At 64.4% G+C, this 17,464-nt stretch carries 19 protein-coding genes; 16 read left to right on the top strand and 3 right to left on the bottom strand.

The window, feature by feature from the left end; all coding sequences use genetic code 11:
• The first annotated feature begins 32 nt into the window (after positions 1–32).
• The 3 genes from RID42_15185 to RID42_15175 are packed head-to-tail and all read left to right on the top strand — an operon-like array spanning position 33 to position 2,673.
• Complete coding sequence (locus tag RID42_15185; protein MEQ8249021.1) at positions 33–1,064, top strand: zinc ABC transporter substrate-binding protein; 1,032 nt, start codon at positions 33–35, stop codon at positions 1,062–1,064.
• A 59-nt stretch (positions 1,065–1,123) separates the two neighbouring features.
• Complete coding sequence (locus RID42_15180; GenBank protein MEQ8249020.1) at positions 1,124–1,708, top strand: DUF1007 family protein; 585 nt, start codon at positions 1,124–1,126, stop codon at positions 1,706–1,708.
• 8 nt (positions 1,709–1,716) lie between these two features.
• Entirely contained in the window at positions 1,717–2,673 is a 957-nt protein-coding gene (locus RID42_15175; GenBank protein ID MEQ8249019.1) for a hypothetical protein, read from the top strand.
• Here RID42_15175 and RID42_15170 read toward each other — a convergent pair.
• Positions 2,670–3,356, bottom strand: a complete 687-nt coding sequence (locus RID42_15170; GenBank protein ID MEQ8249018.1) for a rhomboid family intramembrane serine protease — start codon at positions 3,354–3,356, stop codon at positions 2,670–2,672. The genes RID42_15175 and RID42_15170 overlap by 4 nt on opposite strands.
• A gap of 160 nt (positions 3,357–3,516) precedes the next feature.
• On the opposite strand from RID42_15170, the gene RID42_15165 reads away from it, so the two are divergent.
• From RID42_15165 to RID42_15105, 13 genes are all read left to right on the top strand, one after another.
• Positions 3,517–3,969: an SUF system Fe-S cluster assembly regulator gene (locus tag RID42_15165; GenBank protein MEQ8249017.1), complete on the top strand. Its 453-nt coding sequence runs from the start codon at positions 3,517–3,519 to the stop codon at positions 3,967–3,969.
• 12 nt (positions 3,970–3,981) lie between these two features.
• Positions 3,982–5,439 (top strand): Fe-S cluster assembly protein SufB, encoded by a 1,458-nt coding sequence (gene sufB / locus RID42_15160; GenBank protein ID MEQ8249016.1) that lies wholly within the window; start codon positions 3,982–3,984, stop codon positions 5,437–5,439.
• A gap of 26 nt (positions 5,440–5,465) precedes the next feature.
• A complete protein-coding gene (gene sufC, locus RID42_15155; GenBank protein MEQ8249015.1) occupies positions 5,466–6,215 on the top strand; it encodes a Fe-S cluster assembly ATPase SufC in 750 nt (249 codons plus the stop codon).
• Entirely contained in the window at positions 6,212–7,531 is a 1,320-nt protein-coding gene (gene sufD, locus RID42_15150; protein ID MEQ8249014.1) for a Fe-S cluster assembly protein SufD, read from the top strand. Before sufC ends, sufD begins: the two co-directional genes overlap by 4 nt.
• The gene (locus RID42_15145) at positions 7,524–8,774 is read left to right on the top strand and encodes a cysteine desulfurase (GenBank protein ID MEQ8249013.1); all 1,251 of its coding nucleotides are present in this window, start codon (positions 7,524–7,526) and stop codon (positions 8,772–8,774) included. Before sufD ends, RID42_15145 begins: the two co-directional genes overlap by 8 nt.
• Entirely contained in the window at positions 8,771–9,220 is a 450-nt protein-coding gene (locus RID42_15140) for an SUF system NifU family Fe-S cluster assembly protein (protein ID MEQ8249012.1), read from the top strand. The genes RID42_15145 and RID42_15140 overlap by 4 nt, the downstream gene beginning before the upstream one ends.
• Positions 9,217–9,591: an SUF system Fe-S cluster assembly protein gene (locus RID42_15135; protein ID MEQ8249011.1), complete on the top strand. Its 375-nt coding sequence runs from the start codon at positions 9,217–9,219 to the stop codon at positions 9,589–9,591. The genes RID42_15140 and RID42_15135 overlap by 4 nt, the downstream gene beginning before the upstream one ends.
• A 6-nt stretch (positions 9,592–9,597) precedes the next feature.
• Entirely contained in the window at positions 9,598–9,948 is a 351-nt protein-coding gene (locus RID42_15130; protein MEQ8249010.1) for an iron-sulfur cluster assembly accessory protein, read from the top strand.
• A gap of 137 nt (positions 9,949–10,085) precedes the next feature.
• Positions 10,086–10,787: a histidine phosphatase family protein gene (locus RID42_15125; protein MEQ8249009.1), complete on the top strand. Its 702-nt coding sequence runs from the start codon at positions 10,086–10,088 to the stop codon at positions 10,785–10,787.
• Between the two features lie 157 nt (positions 10,788–10,944).
• On the top strand, positions 10,945–11,895 hold the full coding sequence (locus RID42_15120; GenBank protein MEQ8249008.1) for an ABC transporter permease: 951 nt from the start codon (positions 10,945–10,947) through the stop codon (positions 11,893–11,895).
• Between the two features lie 6 nt (positions 11,896–11,901).
• Complete coding sequence (locus tag RID42_15115) at positions 11,902–12,747, top strand: ABC transporter permease (GenBank protein MEQ8249007.1); 846 nt, start codon at positions 11,902–11,904, stop codon at positions 12,745–12,747.
• Positions 12,747–13,739 (top strand): ABC transporter ATP-binding protein, encoded by a 993-nt coding sequence (locus tag RID42_15110; GenBank protein ID MEQ8249006.1) that lies wholly within the window; start codon positions 12,747–12,749, stop codon positions 13,737–13,739. The genes RID42_15115 and RID42_15110 overlap by 1 nt, the downstream gene beginning before the upstream one ends.
• The gene (locus tag RID42_15105; GenBank protein MEQ8249005.1) at positions 13,736–14,557 is read left to right on the top strand and encodes an ATP-binding cassette domain-containing protein; all 822 of its coding nucleotides are present in this window, start codon (positions 13,736–13,738) and stop codon (positions 14,555–14,557) included. Before RID42_15110 ends, RID42_15105 begins: the two co-directional genes overlap by 4 nt.
• A 51-nt stretch (positions 14,558–14,608) precedes the next feature.
• Here RID42_15105 and RID42_15100 read toward each other — a convergent pair whose 3' ends face one another.
• On the bottom strand, positions 14,609–15,937 hold the full coding sequence (locus tag RID42_15100; protein ID MEQ8249004.1) for a tetratricopeptide repeat protein: 1,329 nt from the start codon (positions 15,935–15,937) through the stop codon (positions 14,609–14,611).
• Complete coding sequence (locus tag RID42_15095) at positions 15,937–17,412, bottom strand: M81 family metallopeptidase (GenBank protein MEQ8249003.1); 1,476 nt, start codon at positions 17,410–17,412, stop codon at positions 15,937–15,939. The genes RID42_15100 and RID42_15095 overlap by 1 nt, the downstream gene beginning before the upstream one ends.
• Positions 17,413–17,464: the final 52 nt, after the last annotated feature.

Below are 17,464 nucleotides of genomic sequence, written 5' to 3'. Positions count from 1 at the left end.
CGATTCGTTACTCTATAACACATGGAGCGGCCATGCACCGGCATCTTGCGGCCTTCGCTTTTTTTCTCTTCGCTTCGGCACCGGTCGCATGGGCCGCAGAGCCGCCGCGCATCGTCGCCTCGATCCCGCCGGTGCACAGCTTGGTTGCCGCGGTCGCCGAGGGCGTAAGCGAACCGGCACTCCTCCTGCGCGGCGGCGCCTCGCCCCACGCCTATTCGATGGCGCCGTCGGACGCTCGGGCGCTACAGGACGCCGATCTCGTCGTTTGGGTCGGCCCGAGTCTCGAAACGTTTCTGCTTCGGGCGTTGCGCGGCAACCGGGCAGGGCGCGAGATTCTCACCCTCGTCGACCTGCCGACGATCAAGCTTCTGCCCGCGCGTTCGGGTGAGGCGTTCGAGACCGATCCGCACGACCACAGTCACGCCCATGATCACGGCGATGATCACGGCGATGATCACGGCGACGCACGCAAAGGCCACGATCACGCCGACGACGAGTCGGATGATCATGACGATCATGCTAGGTCCGACGGTGCGCAGGATCACATCGACGCACACCTGTGGCTCGACCCGGCCAATGCGCGGGCGATCGTCGCGGCGGTCGCCGACACCCTGGTGCGGCTCGATCCTGAGCGCGCCACCGCCTACCGAAGCAATGCCGCCCGCGCCCTAGCTGGTCTCGACGAACTTGACGGCGCCCTCGGGCAAATCCTGGCACCCGTGCGCGACCGGCCCTTTGTCGTGTTCCACGATGCCTACCAATATCTCGAAGACCGCTACGGCCTGGCGGTGGTTGGCGCAATAACGGTGGCACCCGACCGCAAACCCGGTGCGCGGCGCCTACGCGCCATCCATGATCGGATCGCCACGACTGGCGCGACGTGTGTCTTCGCCGAACCGCAGTTCCGACCCGATGTGATCGCTACCGTGATCGAAGGTACGACGGCCCGCGCGGGTGTCGCCGACCCCCTCGGCGCCGAACTGTCGCCGGGCCCCGACCTCTATGGCCGTCTAATGACCGCCTTGGCATCGTCGCTCGCGGCGTGCCTGACGCCGACATTGTGAATTGCGCGTTTGCCGAGGCTTAATCTAGAACTGTGCCCATGTTGTGGAGCAGGCGTCTGGTGGCGGTATATGTCGTGGCGATGTCCGCGCTTCTCAGCGCGTCCCCCGCCGCGGCGCACCCGCATGTCTGGATCGATGCGTTTGTCGAAGTCCTCTTCACCGAAGACCGGATAACCGGCCTGCGTATCAATTGGACGTTCGATCCCTTTTTCACAGGCATGGCCACGGCAGACTTCGATGCGAATCAGGACGGCGTCCTCGACGAAAAAGAAGCAGAGAAACTAGCCGCGTTGAGTGCCGAAAATCTCAAGGAAAGCGGGTTTTTCAGCAACGTGTGGCTCGACGGCGACCCGCTTTCAATCACCGCCGTCGACGACTTCAAAGTGCGGCTGGAAGACGGGCGCCTGACCTATGCCTTCGTCATCGCCATGCCTGCGCCGGTCGATCCCGCCCAGACCTCGCTCGATGTATCGCTCTACGACCCGACATTTTACGTCGAAATCACGCCGGATCCGATTGACCCGCTCCGTTTTGTGGGCGATCGGCCGCCGTGCCTGATCAATGTGCAGCCCGACCCGCAGCGCACGATTTACTTTGGCCTCGTCCGCCCGACGTTGATGCAACTCCTGTGCACCGGCGCGTGAGGCGACCGGTGTTGTGGCTGCTCGCAGCCACGCTCCTGGCGCTGGGTTTTCTTGCGCCCGCGGCGGCTCAGGATTCGATGCGTGCGTTCGGCGGCGGCGCTCCCGAACAGGCCGTACAGGCCGGGGGGCTGGAGGCGCCCGGGTTTGTGCAACGCTATCTTATCGAAGTGCGCCGTCTGCAACGCGACCTGCAAACCAAGCTCGCCGATGCGGTCGGTGCCGTCCGCGACGGTCGGAGCGCCTGGCCGGTGCTGGTTCTGATCGGGCTATCGTTTGCCTACGGTGTACTGCACGCGGCCGGCCCCGGTCATGGCAAGGTCGTCATCGCCTCGTATCTGTTGGCAGGCGAAGGCAACGTGCGGCGCGGGGTGGTCCTCGCCGTGCTCGCCGCGCTGTTGCAGGCTGTTGCCGCGGTCGCGCTGGTCGGCTTGCTGGCGGTGATCCTCGGAGCGTCGAACCTTGCGACATCCGATCGAGTGGGGACCCTCGAAACCGCCAGCTACGCGTTTGTTGCGGTCCTCGGCCTTTGGCTGATGTGGCGCGCCGTGCGCGAGGTGCTTGGGTTCGGACACGGCCACCACGGCCACGACCACGGCGAGCATGGCCACGACCACGGGCACGGCCGGTTGGCGAAGGCCGCCTCGGCAGGTTGGCGCGAAGCTGCGGCGGTCGTTCTCGCCGTCGGAATGCGGCCCTGCAGCGGCGCCGTGATCGTCCTCCTGTTCGCGACCGCGCAGAGCCTGTTCATGCTTGGCGTCGCGGCGGCGCTGGCGATGTCGGTGGGGACCGCCATAACCGTCTCGGTGCTTGCGGCCCTGAGTGTCGCGGTACGGCGCGGCGCGCTCCGACAGGCCGGGGCGTCCGGTCGGTGGCGGGGTGTTGTTGCGGGCGGTTTGGCCATTGCCGGGGCGTCGGTGGTCACCGCCTTTGGCACACTGTCGTTGGCGGCGGCTCTCGCGGCTTAGCCGGGCGGCCGTCTCCGCGCCTTGGCCCGGGCCCAAGCCAGCATTCCTATCATCGCCACGATCCCGGCAAGGAACCCGCCGACGTGGGCGGCCCAGGCGATCTGACCGTCCGCAACACCGGGCATCCCGGTAAAGCCGACGGCGACAGAAAACCCGATCCAGATCAGCGCCGCCGGCCAAAAACGTAACGCACGGCGGCCAAAACGGTCCGGGCGCGCCATCAACCACAGCACTGCCCCGAACAGGCCGCTGATCGAGCCCGACGCGCCGACAACGGGGATATTGCTCACCGGAAATAGTGCAAAATGGACGAACGCCCCGGCCACACCCGAAGCAACATAGAGCACCAGCATCCGCGACGCCCCGGCCGATCGTTCCAGCGCCGAGCCGAACGCCGCCAGCATCACCATGTTGACGCCCAGGTGCAGCCAGCCGCCGTGGAGGAATTGATAGGTCACCGGCCCAGCCCACGCCGGCCAACCGCCAAGACCTTCGACGCTGTAGCGCACCGGGATAAAGGCCAAATGGAGCAGCACCCAGCCGACGGCGTCGAGAGGCACCAGCAGCATCGCCCCATGCACGACAACATTTGCGCCGATCAGCGCCAAAACAGCAGGGGGTAGGTTGAGCATGGGCTGGCGCGGCGGCGGTTCGCCCCGATATTGCCCGTCACGGAGAGCCATGGCGGTTTTATGGCGGGTCGCGCGCGTAAGGGAAAGGTTGGCCGCGAAAAATGCTGCCAAAGCGGCCAAAACCGGTTGCACCGCGCCTTGAATCTCCCTATTTTCCGCCCAATTAAAGTTAGACTAATCTAATCAGGATTAGATAATTCAGGATTGGCCGATGCTTCGACTAAGCCGCATGACAGATTACGCCGTGGTGGTTTTGCACCACATGGCCCGCCCGCCCCAGGGCAATCGGAACACCGCGGATGTCGCCCTGGCGACCGGCCTGCCAGCACCGACCGTCAGCAAACTTCTCCATCGCCTCACCGAGGTGGGGATCGTCGCGGCGGAACGCGGGCGCTACGGCGGCTACCGGCTGGACCGCGCGCCGGACAGCATCCGCCTTTCCGAGGTGCTGGGTGCGTTCGAAGGCGAGCTTGCCCTAACTGATTGCCTCGACACCGGCGGCAACACCTGTGAACACGAGAACCATTGCGCCATCGCCGGGCGCTGGAACGTAGTGTCCTCGGCGATCCGCGGCGTGCTCGATAACCTCACCTTGGCCGATGTTCTTGAACCGGCCCCGCCGCCCCCGGTCGCCGCCGCGCCGGCCGCCAGCCTCAACGCCTGATCGGACAACACCATGGCTAACGTCAGCGAAAGCGAAACCATCGGCGCCGCGACCACCGAGCGCTACAAATACGGCTTCGTCACCGATATCGAATCCGATACCGCCCCCAAGGGGTTGGACGAAAGCACGATCCACTTCATTTCGGCCAAGAAGGAGGAGCCCGATTGGCTCCTCCAGTGGCGTCTCAAGGCCTATCGCCAGTGGCTAGAGCAGGGTGACGAGGAACCCGCCTGGGCAAAGGTGTCCTTCCCGCCGATCGACTATCAGGATTCCTACTACTACTCTGCGCCCAAACAGGCCGAGAAGCTGAACAGCCTGGATGAAGTCGATCCCAAACTGCTCGAGACCTACAACAAGCTTGGCATTCCGCTGCAGGAACAAATGATGCTGGCCGGCGTTGCGGTCGATGCGGTGTTCGACAGCGTTTCGGTCGCGACCACCTTCAAAGAGGAACTCAGCAAGCACGGCGTGATCTTCTGTCCGATTTCCGAGGCGGTGCAAAAGCACCCCGAGTTGGTCAAAAAGTATCTCGGCAGCGTCGTCCCGGTATCGGACAATTTCTACGCCACCTTGAACTCGGCCGTTTTTACCGATGGGTCCTTCGTCTATGTGCCCGAAGGGGTGCGCTGTCCGATGGAGTTGTCGACCTACTTCCGCATCAACGCGGCCCAGACCGGGCAGTTCGAACGGACACTCATCATCGCCGACAAAGGTTCCTACGTCAGTTACCTCGAAGGGTGCACGGCACCGATGCGCGACGAGCACCAGCTCCACGCGGCGGTGGTCGAGTTGGTCGCGTTGGACGACGCCGAAATCAAATACTCTACCGTGCAAAACTGGTATCCGGGCGACGAAAACGGCAAGGGCGGCATCTACAATTTCGTCACCAAGCGCGGCGCCTGCCGTGGCCGCAACGCGAAAATTTCCTGGACCCAGGTCGAAACCGGCTCGGCCATCACCTGGAAGTACCCCAGCTGCATTCTCCAGGGCGACAACTCGGTCGGCGAGTTCTACTCGATCGCGATCACCAACAACTTCCAGCAAGCCGATACCGGCACCAAGATGATTCACCTGGGCAAGAACACCAAGAGCCGAATCATCTCGAAGGGCATTTCCGCCGGTAAGGCCGAAAGCACTTATCGCGGTTTGGTCAAGGTGATGCCGGGCGCCACCGGCGCGCGGAACTTCACCCAGTGCGATTCGCTCTTGATCGGCGATACCTGCGGCGCCCACACCGTGCCCTATATCGAAGTGCGCAACAAAACCGCGCAGGTCGAGCACGAAGCCACAACCTCCAAGATCAGTGATGAACAGTTGCTGTATTGCCGCCAGCGCGGGCTGTCGGCGGAGGATGCCACAACCCTTATCGTCAACGGCTTTTGCCGTCAGGTGCTGCAAGAGCTCCCGATGGAGTTTGCCGTCGAAGCCCAAAAACTCGTCGGCATCAGCCTTGAAGGCAGCGTCGGCTAATTCCGGAAAAAGAACCCATGACCGTTATGCTTAAGATCGAAAACCTACACGCCGCCGTCGACGGCAAAGACGTTCTCAAGGGGATCAACCTCACCATCAATGCCGGCGAGGTGCACGCTGTCATGGGCCCCAACGGCTCGGGCAAAAGCACGCTGTCGTATGTGCTTGCGGGTCGAGACGGGTACAAGGTCACACAAGGGTCGGTCGTCTACCAAGGCAAGGACCTGATCGCCATGGCGCCGGAGATTCGCGCCCGCGAGGGCGTATTCCTGGCGTTCCAGTACCCGGTCGAAATCCCCGGCGTCGCCGGCACCACGTTTCTGAAGACCGCTTACAACGCGATTCGTAAACATCGCGGCGAAAACGAACTCGACGCCATGCAATTCCTCAAACTGATCCGCGAAAAGCAAAAGCAACTAGGCATGACCGACGAGATGGTCCGCCGCGCAGTCAACGTCGGCTTCTCCGGCGGCGAGAAGAAGCGCTACGAAATGCTACAAATGGCGATGCTTGAGCCGTCCTTGGCGATTCTCGACGAAACCGATTCCGGTCTCGACATCGATGCGCTCAAAACCGTCGCCGAAGGCATCAACGCGCTGCGCGACCCAGGCCGTGCGATGCTGATGATCACTCACTATCAACGCCTGCTCGATTACGTCGTGCCCGACTTCGTCCATGTCTTGGCCGGCGGCAAGATCGTGCGTTCGGGCGACAAGTCGTTGGCGCTTGATCTCGAAAAAGAGGGCTACGCCGTCCTGGGGACCGAAGCCGCATGAGCGACCGCCGGATCACAGCCGATTTTCCGTTCCTCGAGTCGTTCGAGGTCGTTGGCGCGCGGTTGTCCGACGCCGGCGGCGACTGGCTGCAGGCCGCACGCCGCGATGCGCTCGCGCGTTTCGGCGATCGCGCGTTACCCTCGCGCAGGGTCGAAGCCTGGAAATACACCGACCTGCGCGATCTCGCGAAGACGGATTTTGCCGCGCCCGACGCCCCCATCGGCCCGGCTCTGGCAAACCGCGTCAAATCGATCGGCGCGGCGGATGCGATCCGCCTCGTGATCGCCAACGGGCGCTTCGATGCGGATCTGTCGAATCTCGGCAATCTCCCGGACGGCGCACGCCTGGTGCCGATGAGTGTTGCGCTGCAAAGCGTGCCAGACCTCATCGAAGCGCACGTCGCGCGCGTTTCGGCGTTGGACGGCGACGGCCTGTTGGCCCTCAATGCGGCCTTTATGATGGACGGCTACGTGTTGCTCCTCGACGAGGGCACCCATGTTGAGTCCACAGTCGAGCTCGTCTTCGCGACCGACGGCGGATCGGGCCCGGTCGCGCTGCACCCGCGCAACATGATCGTCATGGGGCCGGACAGCGCCGCCACGTTGATCGAGACCCATCTGGGCGACGGCGTCTATTGGTCCAATCCGGTCAGTGAAGTCGTCATGGGGCAGGGGGCCTCCTTGCGCCGTTACAAAGTCCAAGACGAAAGCGCGGCGGCCTTCCATCTCGCCCAGGACCGCATGACGCTACAGACCGGTAGCCACTACCGCGGGTTTGTTGGCGTCTTTGGCGCGCGACTGTCGCGTCAATCGGTAACCGCGACCATCGAGGGTGCCGACGTGCAGTTCGACGGGGCGGGCGCTTACTTGCTGCGCGACTCGCAGCACAGCGATATCACCACGGTGGTCGATCACGCCGTTGGCGGCAGTCGCAGCCGGCAGGTCTACAAGGGCGTTCTCGACGATTCGGCGCGCGGCGTGTTCCAGGGCAAAGTCGCGGTACGCCGCGATGCCCAGAAGACCGACGCGCACCAACTCAACAATGCACTGCTGTTGTCCGACCGCGCCGAGATCGACGCTAAGCCCGAACTCGAAATCTACGCCGACGACGTCAAGTGCGCCCACGGCGCCACGGCCGGCGATCTCGACGAGAACGAGATGTTCTACCTCCAGGCGCGCGGCATCGATGCCGTTACCGCACGGCGGTTGCTGGTCTCCGCCTTCGTCAAGGCCGCGCTCGACGAAATCGACCGCGATGGCGACCGTGCGCGCTTTGAAACCCTTGTGGATACTTGGTTGGAGCGCGCCGATGGCTAGTCCGGCACCGACCCCCGCCAACGACGCCTTCGACGTCGCACGGGTCCGTGCGGACTTCCCCATTCTATCGCAGACCGTACACGGCAAACCGCTGGTCTTCCTCGACAGTGCGGCCAGCGCGCAAAAGCCGCGGGCCGTGATCGACGCCGTGCGTCATTGCTACGAGGCCGAATACGCGAACATCCACCGCGGCGTCTACGCCCTCAGCGAAACCGCGACGCGCAATTACGAGGGCACGCGCGAGAAGGTCCGCGCCTTTATCAATGCGCGCAACACCAAGGAAATCGTCTTCGTGCGCGGTGCGACCGAAGGGATCAACCTCGTTGCGTCCAGTTGGGGCGGGGCCAATCTCAAGCCGGGCGACGAGATCCTCGTCACCGCTCTGGAACACCATTCCAATATCGTGCCCTGGCAAATCGTTGCCGAGAAGACCGGGGCAATGGTGCGCGCGGCCCCGACCGACGAGACTGGCGAATTTCTATTCGACCGTTTCGCGGACATGCTGACCCCGCGTACCAAGATCGTCGCGGTGACTCACGCCAGCAACGCCATCGGCACCGTCGTCCCGGTCAAGGAGGTCGTCGCGGCGGCCCACGCGCGGGGCATCCCGGTCCTGCTTGACGGGTGCCAGGGCATTGTCCACCGCGGCATCGATGTGCAGGACGTCGATTGCGACTTCTACGTGTTCTCGGCCCACAAACTCTACGGCCCTTCGGGGATCGGTGTGCTTTACGGCAAGGCCGACTTGCTGGATGCGATGGCACCCTACCAGGGCGGCGGCGACATGATCGAAACCGTCTCCATCGCCAAATCGACCTTCGCCGCGCTGCCGCACAAGTTCGAGGCCGGTACCCCCAATATCGCCGGCACGGTCGGGATGGGCGCGGCCCTCGACTACGTCGCGGCGATCGGCCACGACACCATTCTCGCCCACGAGAACGACTTGCTGGACTATGCGTTGGAGCGATTGCGCGGTCTGAACGATATTCAACTGATCGGCACCGCGCGGGTGCGCGCCAGCATCGTGTCGTTCCTGATCGACGGGGTGCACCCGCACGATGCCGGTACCATCCTCGACCAAGCCGGGATCGCGGTGCGGGTTGGCCACCACTGTGCCCAGCCCCTGATGGATCACTTTGATATCGCCGGGACGGTGCGTGCGTCGTTTGCCGTGTACAATACCCGCGCCGACGTCGACGCGTTGGTCGACGGTCTGCACGACGTTAGAAAGCTGTTCGCATGAGCGATTTGCGCGATCTCTATCAGGAAATCATCCTGGACCACGGCAAGAGCCCGCGGAACTTCGGCAAACCGGCCACCTTCACGGCCGAGGCCGACGGCTATAATCCGCTCTGCGGCGACAAGGTGCACATCTACGTCACGCTCAAGGACGGCCGCGTCGAGGACGTCCATTTCGAAGGGCGCGGCTGCGCCATTTCGATGGCCTCCGCCTCGCTGATGACCGAGGTTCTCGTCGGCAAGACCGAGGCCGAAGCCCGCGCCCTGTTCGATAAGTTCCACGAACTCGTCACCACCGAACACGAGCTTGTCGGCGACGACGATCTCGATCGTCTGGTCGTCCTGGGCGGGGTGCGCCAGTATCCCTCGCGGATCAAATGCGCCACCCTTGCCTGGCACACCTTCAACAATGCCCTGACCGGCACGTCCGCGCCGGCAAAGACCGAATGACCGACAACGCTGCATCTCTGGTAGACCCTAACGACCCCGCCCGGTTCACCGGCGCGGCCCCGGCCGACGACGGTCCCAGCCAGGACGACATCGTGCGCGCCCTAAAGACTGTGTTCGATCCGGAAATACCCGTCGATATTTACGAGCTCGGCCTGATCTACGACGTCGAAATTGAAAACCGTCACGCCCACATCAAAATGACGCTCACCGCCCCGGGATGCCCGGTCGCCGGCACGATGCCGCGCATGGTCGAGCTCGCCATGATGACGGTGGAGGGTGTCGACGACGCCGAGGCCGAACTGGTATGGGATCCGCCGTGGACGCCGGCGCGCATGTCCGAGGTGGCACGGCTTGAACTCGGGATGGACTAACCCAACATGGGCAATGCTATGGACGTATTGACGATGACCTCGACCGCCGCCGGCCAGGTACGCCGGCTGCTCGCCACCCAAGACAACGCCAAGGGCATCCGTGTCGGCGTTCGCCAAATGGGTTGCTCGGATATGAGCTACACCATGGACTTCGCCGCCGAGGAACCCGCCGGCCACATCCGCATCGAACGTGACGGCGCCCAGGTCTTCGTCGATCCCGAAGCGATCCCCTACATCCAGGGCAGCGAACTCGACTGGGTCGAAGAAAAACTCGCCAGCCGCTTCGTCTTCAACAACCCCAATGTGGTCGGCGCCTGCGGCTGCGGCGAATCCTTCAAGGTCGCCGACAAGTCCTAACCGCCCAACACCGACGCTAACGCCACCCCCGCCATCCTGAGGAGGCGCCAAAGGCGCCGTCCCGAAGGACGCAAAACTTGCATCCGCCGCCCGGAGATGATCGAAAGACGCCTCCTACCACGTCGCGCGAGTAACCCATGGCCCGTCTGATTGCCGTCTTCATGCGCCACGCCGCGCTCAAACAGCCCGCCGGCGTGCCCGGCACCAACCTGCCATTCCCACTTACCGCCGCAGGCGAAGGCCAGGCCAGCAAGGCCGCTGTCCGCCTGCACGCGTTGGCCGACAAGATGGTGTGCAAGATCGACGACGACATCGAATGCAGCCCCAACCAGGGCGCGTGGCAGACCGCCGCGATCCTCGCCGAAGACCTCGAGGAAACGACCTTCCGCGGCTACCGCGCGGTGGAGCGCGCCGAACTCGCAGGCCGCAGTCTCGGGGCTGCCGGCAACCTCAAGATCGCACAACTCGACAGCCTCATCGCGGAGGATCCGCGTTTCACCAAGGCGCCCAAGAATTGGCTCACCGACACAGGCTATCGCCCGCCCTTCGCCGGCGCTGAAACCCTCGGCGCCGCGGGCGAGCGGGTCGGCGGCTTCATCCGCCGCCGCGTCGAAGAAATGTGGCCGCACCTGACCGGCGATACCCTCAAGGTCTTCGTCGGCGATAGCAGCGCGTTGATCCACGGCGCCGCCTATCTCGGTGCCCTCCCGGCCAAGCGCGCGCCCCAACTCAGCCTCGCTCCGGCAACCTGGGCCCTCATCGAATTCCGCGCCAGCGGCCGCTGCACTTTGCTATCGGCCGACTGGCGCAAACCGCAAAAGGCCGACGGCGAAGGCTGATGCGGTCCTGAGCCGTCGTCGTCACAGAACCGAAAAGCACCGTCATCCTGAGCCGGGCGCAAGCCCGAGTCGAAGGGCCCACGTCCCGGGTGCGAGTCGAAGCGTCCCCCCATCTATGCTACGACTGACCTCTTAGTCGCCGCCGATCTGGGGCCGCATGAGCGTCTTCCTTGCCAAACGGTTCGTCACCTTTATCGCCACCTTGCTCGGGGCGACGGTGCTGACCTTCCTTGCCCTGGAAATCCTGCCAGGCGACCCCGCGTCGGTGATCCTCGGCATCGACGCGCCGCAAAGCGCGGTCGATGCGTTACGCGCAAAGTTCGGCCTCGACCGGCCCCTTCTCGAACGCTATTTCGCCTGGCTCGGCGACATCGTCACCTTGCGGTTCGGCACCAGCTATACCTATTCCACGTCGGTGATCGAACTGGTCCAAGCACGCTTGGCGATTACCTTTCCGCTCGCGATCCTCTCGATGCTGCTGTCGGCGGTGGTGGCCTTTGCGCTGGGAGTCTACGCTGCGTCGCGCCACAACAAACCGGGCGACCTGACCGTCATGGGGATCAGCCAGCTCGGCATTTCGGTGCCGAACTTTTGGCTGGCACTCCTGTTGATCCTGTTGTTCGCGGTCAACTTGCGCTGGTTTTCGGCAGGCGGCTTTCCGGGCTGGGAAAACGGCCTATGGCCCGCGTTCAAGGCGTTGATCCTACCGGCGATCGCGCTGGCCACGGTCCAAGGCGCGATCCTCGCGCGCTTCACCCGCTCGGCCGTGCTCGAAACGATGCGCGAAGACTACGTGCGCACCGCCCGGGCCAAGGGATTGACCCGGCGCGCGACCCTGTGGCGACACGTGTTACGCAACGCCATGATCCCCGTCATCACCATCATGGGCCTTCAGTTCGCCAACCTGCTCGCCGGCACCATCATTGTCGAAGAGGTCTTCGCGATGCCCGGCCTCGGCCGGCTCATCCTACAGGCGATCAGCAACCGCGACCTCGTGGTCGTGCGCGACGTGGTCTTGATGCTCGCGGCCTTCGTCGTGTTCATCAACTTCGTGGTCGACATCCTCTATGCCGTGATCGACCCTCGGCTCAAGCCGCACGACGTGTAGCCCGGTATGCAATCCCAACCCGGTTTTTGGCACCGTTGCCTCGCCCACCGCTCGTTCGTGGCGGGGGGCAGCTTGTCGCTTCTCTTGGTGGCGATGGCCTTCGTGTCGTTGTTTTGGACGCCGTTCGATCCGGTGAAACAGAATCTGCGCGCGCGCTTCGTGCCGCCGTCGTGGGAACATTGGCTCGGCACCGACCAGTTCGGCCGCGACATCTTCTCGATCATCATGGCGGGGGCGCAGAACTCGATCACCGTCGGCGTCGTGTCGGTGACCATCGGCATGGCCTTCGGTGTATCGTTGGGCCTGTGGGCCTCGGCCAAGCGCGGGTGGACCGAAGAGCTGATCATGCGCGCCTCGGATTTCATGTATGCGTTCCCCGCGATCTTGCTCGCCATCATGTTGGTGGCAACGTTAGGGCAGGGGGCGATCAACGCCATCGTCGCCATCGGGATCTTTTCGATCCCCGTCTTCGCCCGCCTGACGCGTGGCGCCGCCAACGCGATTTGGGCACGCGAATTCATCCTGGCCGCGCGCGCCGCCGGTAAGGGTCGTCTGCGCATCACCGTCGAACACGTCCTGCCCAACATCGTGTCGGTCATCGTCGTCCAGGCGACGATCCAGTTCGCGCTCGCCATCCTCGCCGAGGCCGCGCTCAGTTTCCTGGGGCTCGGCGCGCAACCGCCGACGCCGTCGTGGGGCCGGATGCTGGATGAGACCCGCTCGATGATCTTCATCAACCCCTGGCTCGCCGTGTATCCAGGCATGGCGATCGCGCTGTCGGTTCTCGGCTTGAACCTTCTCGGCGACGGTTTGCGCGACGTGATCGACCCGCGCCTCGCGCGGAAACGCTGATGACCCTGCTCGCGGTCGAAAACCTGACGGTGACGCTGAACACGGTGCGCGGGCCCGCGCGCGCCGTGCGCAATTTGTCGTTCGATCTGAAAAAGGGCGAAACCCTGGGGATCGTCGGCGAATCCGGTTGCGGCAAGTCGCTCACCGCGCTGGCCATCATGGGGCTGTTGCCCGAGAACGGTTGGGCCGACGGTGCGGTGAACCTGGCGGGCGAAAATCTCCTGACCTTCAGCGAGGATCAGATGTGCCGGGTGCGCGGCAATCGTATCGGTATGGTCTTCCAGGAACCGATGACCTCTCTCAACCCGCTGCACACGGTCGGTCGTCAGATCGCCGAGGCGATGCGTTTGCACCGCGGCATGAACCGGGCCGAGGCCCGCGCCGAGGTCATCCGCCTCCTCGACATGGTCGGCATTCCCGAACCGGCCAAGCGCATCGGCAGCTACCCGCACCAGCTTTCCGGTGGCCAGCGCCAGCGGGTGATGATCGCGATGGCACTGTCGTGCGGCCCCGAATTGCTGATCGCGGACGAACCCACCACCGCGCTCGACGTCACCATCCAAAAACAGATCCTCGACCTGATCCGCAACCTGATCGAGGACCTCGGCATGGCGATGATCCTGATCAGCCATAACCTCGGGGTGATCTATCAGAACGTCCAGGACGTGATCGTCATGTATGGCGGCGCGCGGGTCGAAAGCGGCCCGACCCGCGATGTCTTCGCCGATCTTGCCCATCCCTACAGCCAAGGACTGTTCTCGGCCGTCCCGCAAATCGACGACACCAAAGCGTCGCGCCGGCGTCTGCGTACCATCCCCGGCACGGTGCCCGAGTTGGCCGACCTGCCGGCGGGGTGCACCTTCCAAGACCGTTGCAGCTACGTCACCGACGCCTGCCGCCCGACCCAGCCGCCGCTTGTAGCGGTCGGGGCAGGGCACCAGGTCGCCTGCCTCCACACTGACGTCGCCCGCGCCAAGTGGGCTACCCGATGACCGCCGTGGCGCCGGCGGCCGCGCCGCCCGACACCGTCGTCGCGGTCGAGGACGTGCACAAGCACTACACCTTGCCACGCGAAACCCTGTGGCGCCCGCCGACCCAGGTCCACGCCATCAACGGCGTGTCGTTTACCATCGAAAAAGGCCGCAGCTTCGGCGTCGTTGGCGAATCCGGGTGCGGCAAGTCGACATTGGCACGCAGTGTGATGGGCCTGGAAACCCCAACCCAGGGCGCGGTGCGCTTCCGCGGCCAGGACATCAACGCCCTGCCGCGCGAGGACCTGCGCCGGCTACGCCGCCACTTCCAAATGGTGTTCCAAGACCCGTTCGGTTCGCTCGACCCGCGCATGAAGGTTGCCCGCATCGTCGCCGAACCGATCGAGGCGCTCGAGGATACTCGCCTCGACGAACGCCGCGCCCGGGTCGTCGACTCCTTGCGCGCGGTCGGCCTCAAGGAGTCCGATGCCGACAAATACCCGCACGAATTTTCCGGCGGCCAGCGCCAGCGCATCGCCATCGCCCGCGCCCTGATCACCCGGCCCGCGCTCATCGTCGCCGACGAACCGGTCTCCGCGCTGGACGTCTCGGTCCAAGCCCAAGTGCTGAACCTATTGCAGGAACTCCAAGACGAATTCGGCGTGACCTACCTGTTGATTAGCCACGATCTCGCGGTCGTCAAGTTCGTTTGCGACGAAGTCGCGGTGATGAACCAAGGCGTCTTCGTCGAGCGCGGCCCCACCGAAGAAATCTTCGCCAACCCCCAACACCCCTACACCAAGACGCTCTTGGCCGCCGTCCCGCACATCGGCGGCTAAAAGAAAAAAACGTCATCCTGAGGAGGCGCCACCGGCACCCTCTCGAAGGGCCTAGCGCGGCCGCCGCGCCGCCGCCAACTCCACTTGATGCACCCGCACCCCAGGTCGCGCCGCAACGCGGGCCTCCAGAATTGGTGCGGCCTCATCAGCGCTGCCACACCGAATCAATGCATCGAGATACATCTGCTCGAACAGATCGCGCTGGGCATGGCTGCCGCCGAGGCGGCGCCAATGCGGTCGCGTTTCGCCTAGGAGGCGCGCCGCGAGGTCGAAGTCGTTGTCGGCGTGCGCACCCATGCCACGGCACAGCGGCAAGGCATGGGTCAGCCACTGGTGGCGCGCCGCTGCATTGGCCGAGCCAGCATGGTCGTGCAAGTCCCGCAGGAACTTCTCATAGGCGGTGCGGTGTTCGGACCGCGCCAACGCATAGGCGAAGTGCGCGCTCAGGAACGGCTGGTCGAACATCACCTCGCGCTTGAGGATTTCGTCGGCCACCTCGGACCACCGGCGGCCCAAGGCCACGCCGCGCAACGAGAGGCGAATCAACATCGACACCGCGCCCGCTTGGTCTTGCGAATAGGAAGGATCGCCCTGCGGCGCGCCCCACAGCCGCGAATCAAAGATGCTTAACGCCTGATCGGGGTCGCCCTTGTCGAGATAGAACAGCGCGACATGCCACCAATTGTGGGTGAACATGAACGAGTTACAGTCCCGCCACGTGTGCGCGCGGTCCTCCATCCAAGCGATGCCGTCGTCGAGCTGTCCGCGCGTCTCGTAGACGTGCGCCACGGCATGGTGGGCCCAGGGTTCGACCTCGGTCATCTCGGCCGCGTGCCGCCCGGCCCGTTCCGCGTCGTCGAGCGCGTGGCATTCCTCCAACCCAAAGGCCAGAAGGCCCCAGGCGTAGGCGACGTCGCCCAGCGCATCGACGGCCGTTTGCGCAATGCGCCGCATCCCCGCTGCATCGCCAACATTGAAATAGTGCACCTGACCGAGCTTGGCCGCGAACAGATCGCGCGGCCAGCGCGCGGCAATTTCGTCGTGCAGCGCGGTCGCTTGCCCAGTGTCTGCCCGCGCGGCCGCCTCGATGGCGCGGTGGTACAGGCGCTCGCGTTCGCTGCCTTTACCCTGGGCCGCCAGGGTGCGCCCGGTCTCAAGATGCGTTGTTGCCAAGGCAAGCCCGGCGTTGTTCTCCATGAACAACCCGAGCAACGCGGCTTGGCTGTGCGCCAGCAAACACGTGGGATCGTCCCGGGCCGCGTCGAAAATCACCGCGAAGTCCTTGCCGTAGGCGAGGAAGCTGTGGGCGAAGCGGTCCAGCGCCGCGACGGTGGCGTCGTCGTCGGTGTCGACCGCGTTGCCGTAGGCGTCGTCCAGCATCAGGGTTCGTTGATCCGGTCCAGCGGGAAGATCGGCCGCCGCACGTTCTCGAAAGTGAGCTTCGAGTTGTCCGACGTGGTGACGCCGTCACCGTCTAGCGTGACGGTCGCCTTGGGCAGATCGCCGAAGCCCGCGCGGTAATGAATACGCGACTTGAGCAAAATATAGCGGTGATGCTCGGGCTCGATCCCGACCGAGGTAAAGACGCCGCGGTCCCACGGCTCGTGGTGACGCGAGACGATGACAATCTGCATCCGTCCCACATCCAGCACCGCCGAGGGGCCCATATCGACCGGCACGCCGGTATACATCGGGCCGCGTACGGTCCAGCGTCCATCGGTCAGCACCTTGACCGTCCCGGTCAGCGTCAACGGCTCACCCCGAAGGCCGATCGCCGGCATGTCGGTCTTGCCGCCTAGTTTCAGCGTGACGGTGTTGCCGATCCCGGCGCGTTGCATCTCCTGTACCGCTTCGGGATCCCACACCGCGCCCACGATCACGTCGTCCAATTTCTGACGCAGCACCTCGGCGATCACCGTCATCACGTCTTGGTTCGCGCCCGAGCCGCAATTGTCGGCGTGGTCCAGCAGCATGATCGGGCCGTCGCTCATGTGTTTGGCGCGGCCGACCGCCTCGGCAAGCGGTTCTGGTTGATAGACGAACTCGTCACGCCGTCGCCAGGCCTCCGCCAAAATGGCATCGCGTTCGAATTCGGCCAGGGCAACGTCGTTGTCGCTCACCACGATCGCCGAGGTGCCGGCGTCGGGGATGTCGGCCATTGGGAAACCGCCGAACACGGTGGCCGCCAGCACGCCCGGTTTGGCCTCCGCGGCACGGGTCATGGCGATCAGCGTCTTCATCGGTTCGTCGTCGGTCCCCTGGCGCAGGGTTTGCGACAGCAGGGCAGGGTGGCCCCAGGCCATGACCGGCGCGCATTTGCCCTGTGCGGCGCCCACGACAATGCGGCCGACCTGTTCGGCAACCTCGTACATATCGACGTGGGGATAGGTCTTGTAGCCGATCAACGCGGTGCAGTTGTCGACCATCGCCTGGGTCAGGTTGCAGTGCAGGTCAAGTGTCACCGCGATAGGCAGATCGGGCCGCAAGGCGCGGATGCGCGCCAACAACGTGCCCTCGCCGTCGAAGACATGCTCGGCCACCATCGCACCGTGCAGGTCGAGTAGCGCGAGGTCGACATCCTTGGCCGCTTCGGTAATCAACCCGGCCATGTATTCGTAAGCCTCCTCTGTCACCTTGCCCGAGGGCATCGCCTCGGTCGCGAGCGGCGTCACGATCTCCGCGCCAAGCTCGTCGGCGATCTTCATGTAGGCCGCAATCGGCATCGCCGTGTTCTTGTAGGTCGTAACCACATCGGCGCCCAGAAACGCGCCCCAATCCTGGAACCGCGCCCAGTCGGTCACCACTGGCGAAAAGGTGTTGGTCTCGTGCTTCATCATGGCGATCAGAATGCGCATGAAGCGGCCTCCAAACCGTACGGTGCCGTTTGTATCTCGGCCTTATGCTGAA

Source organism: Alphaproteobacteria bacterium, assembly GCA_040216735.1.
Lineage (GTDB): Bacteria > Pseudomonadota > Alphaproteobacteria > SHVP01 > SHVP01 > CALJDF01.
Note: the sequence above shows the minus strand (reverse complement) of the source record. Positions and strands in the feature narration are given on the sequence as shown.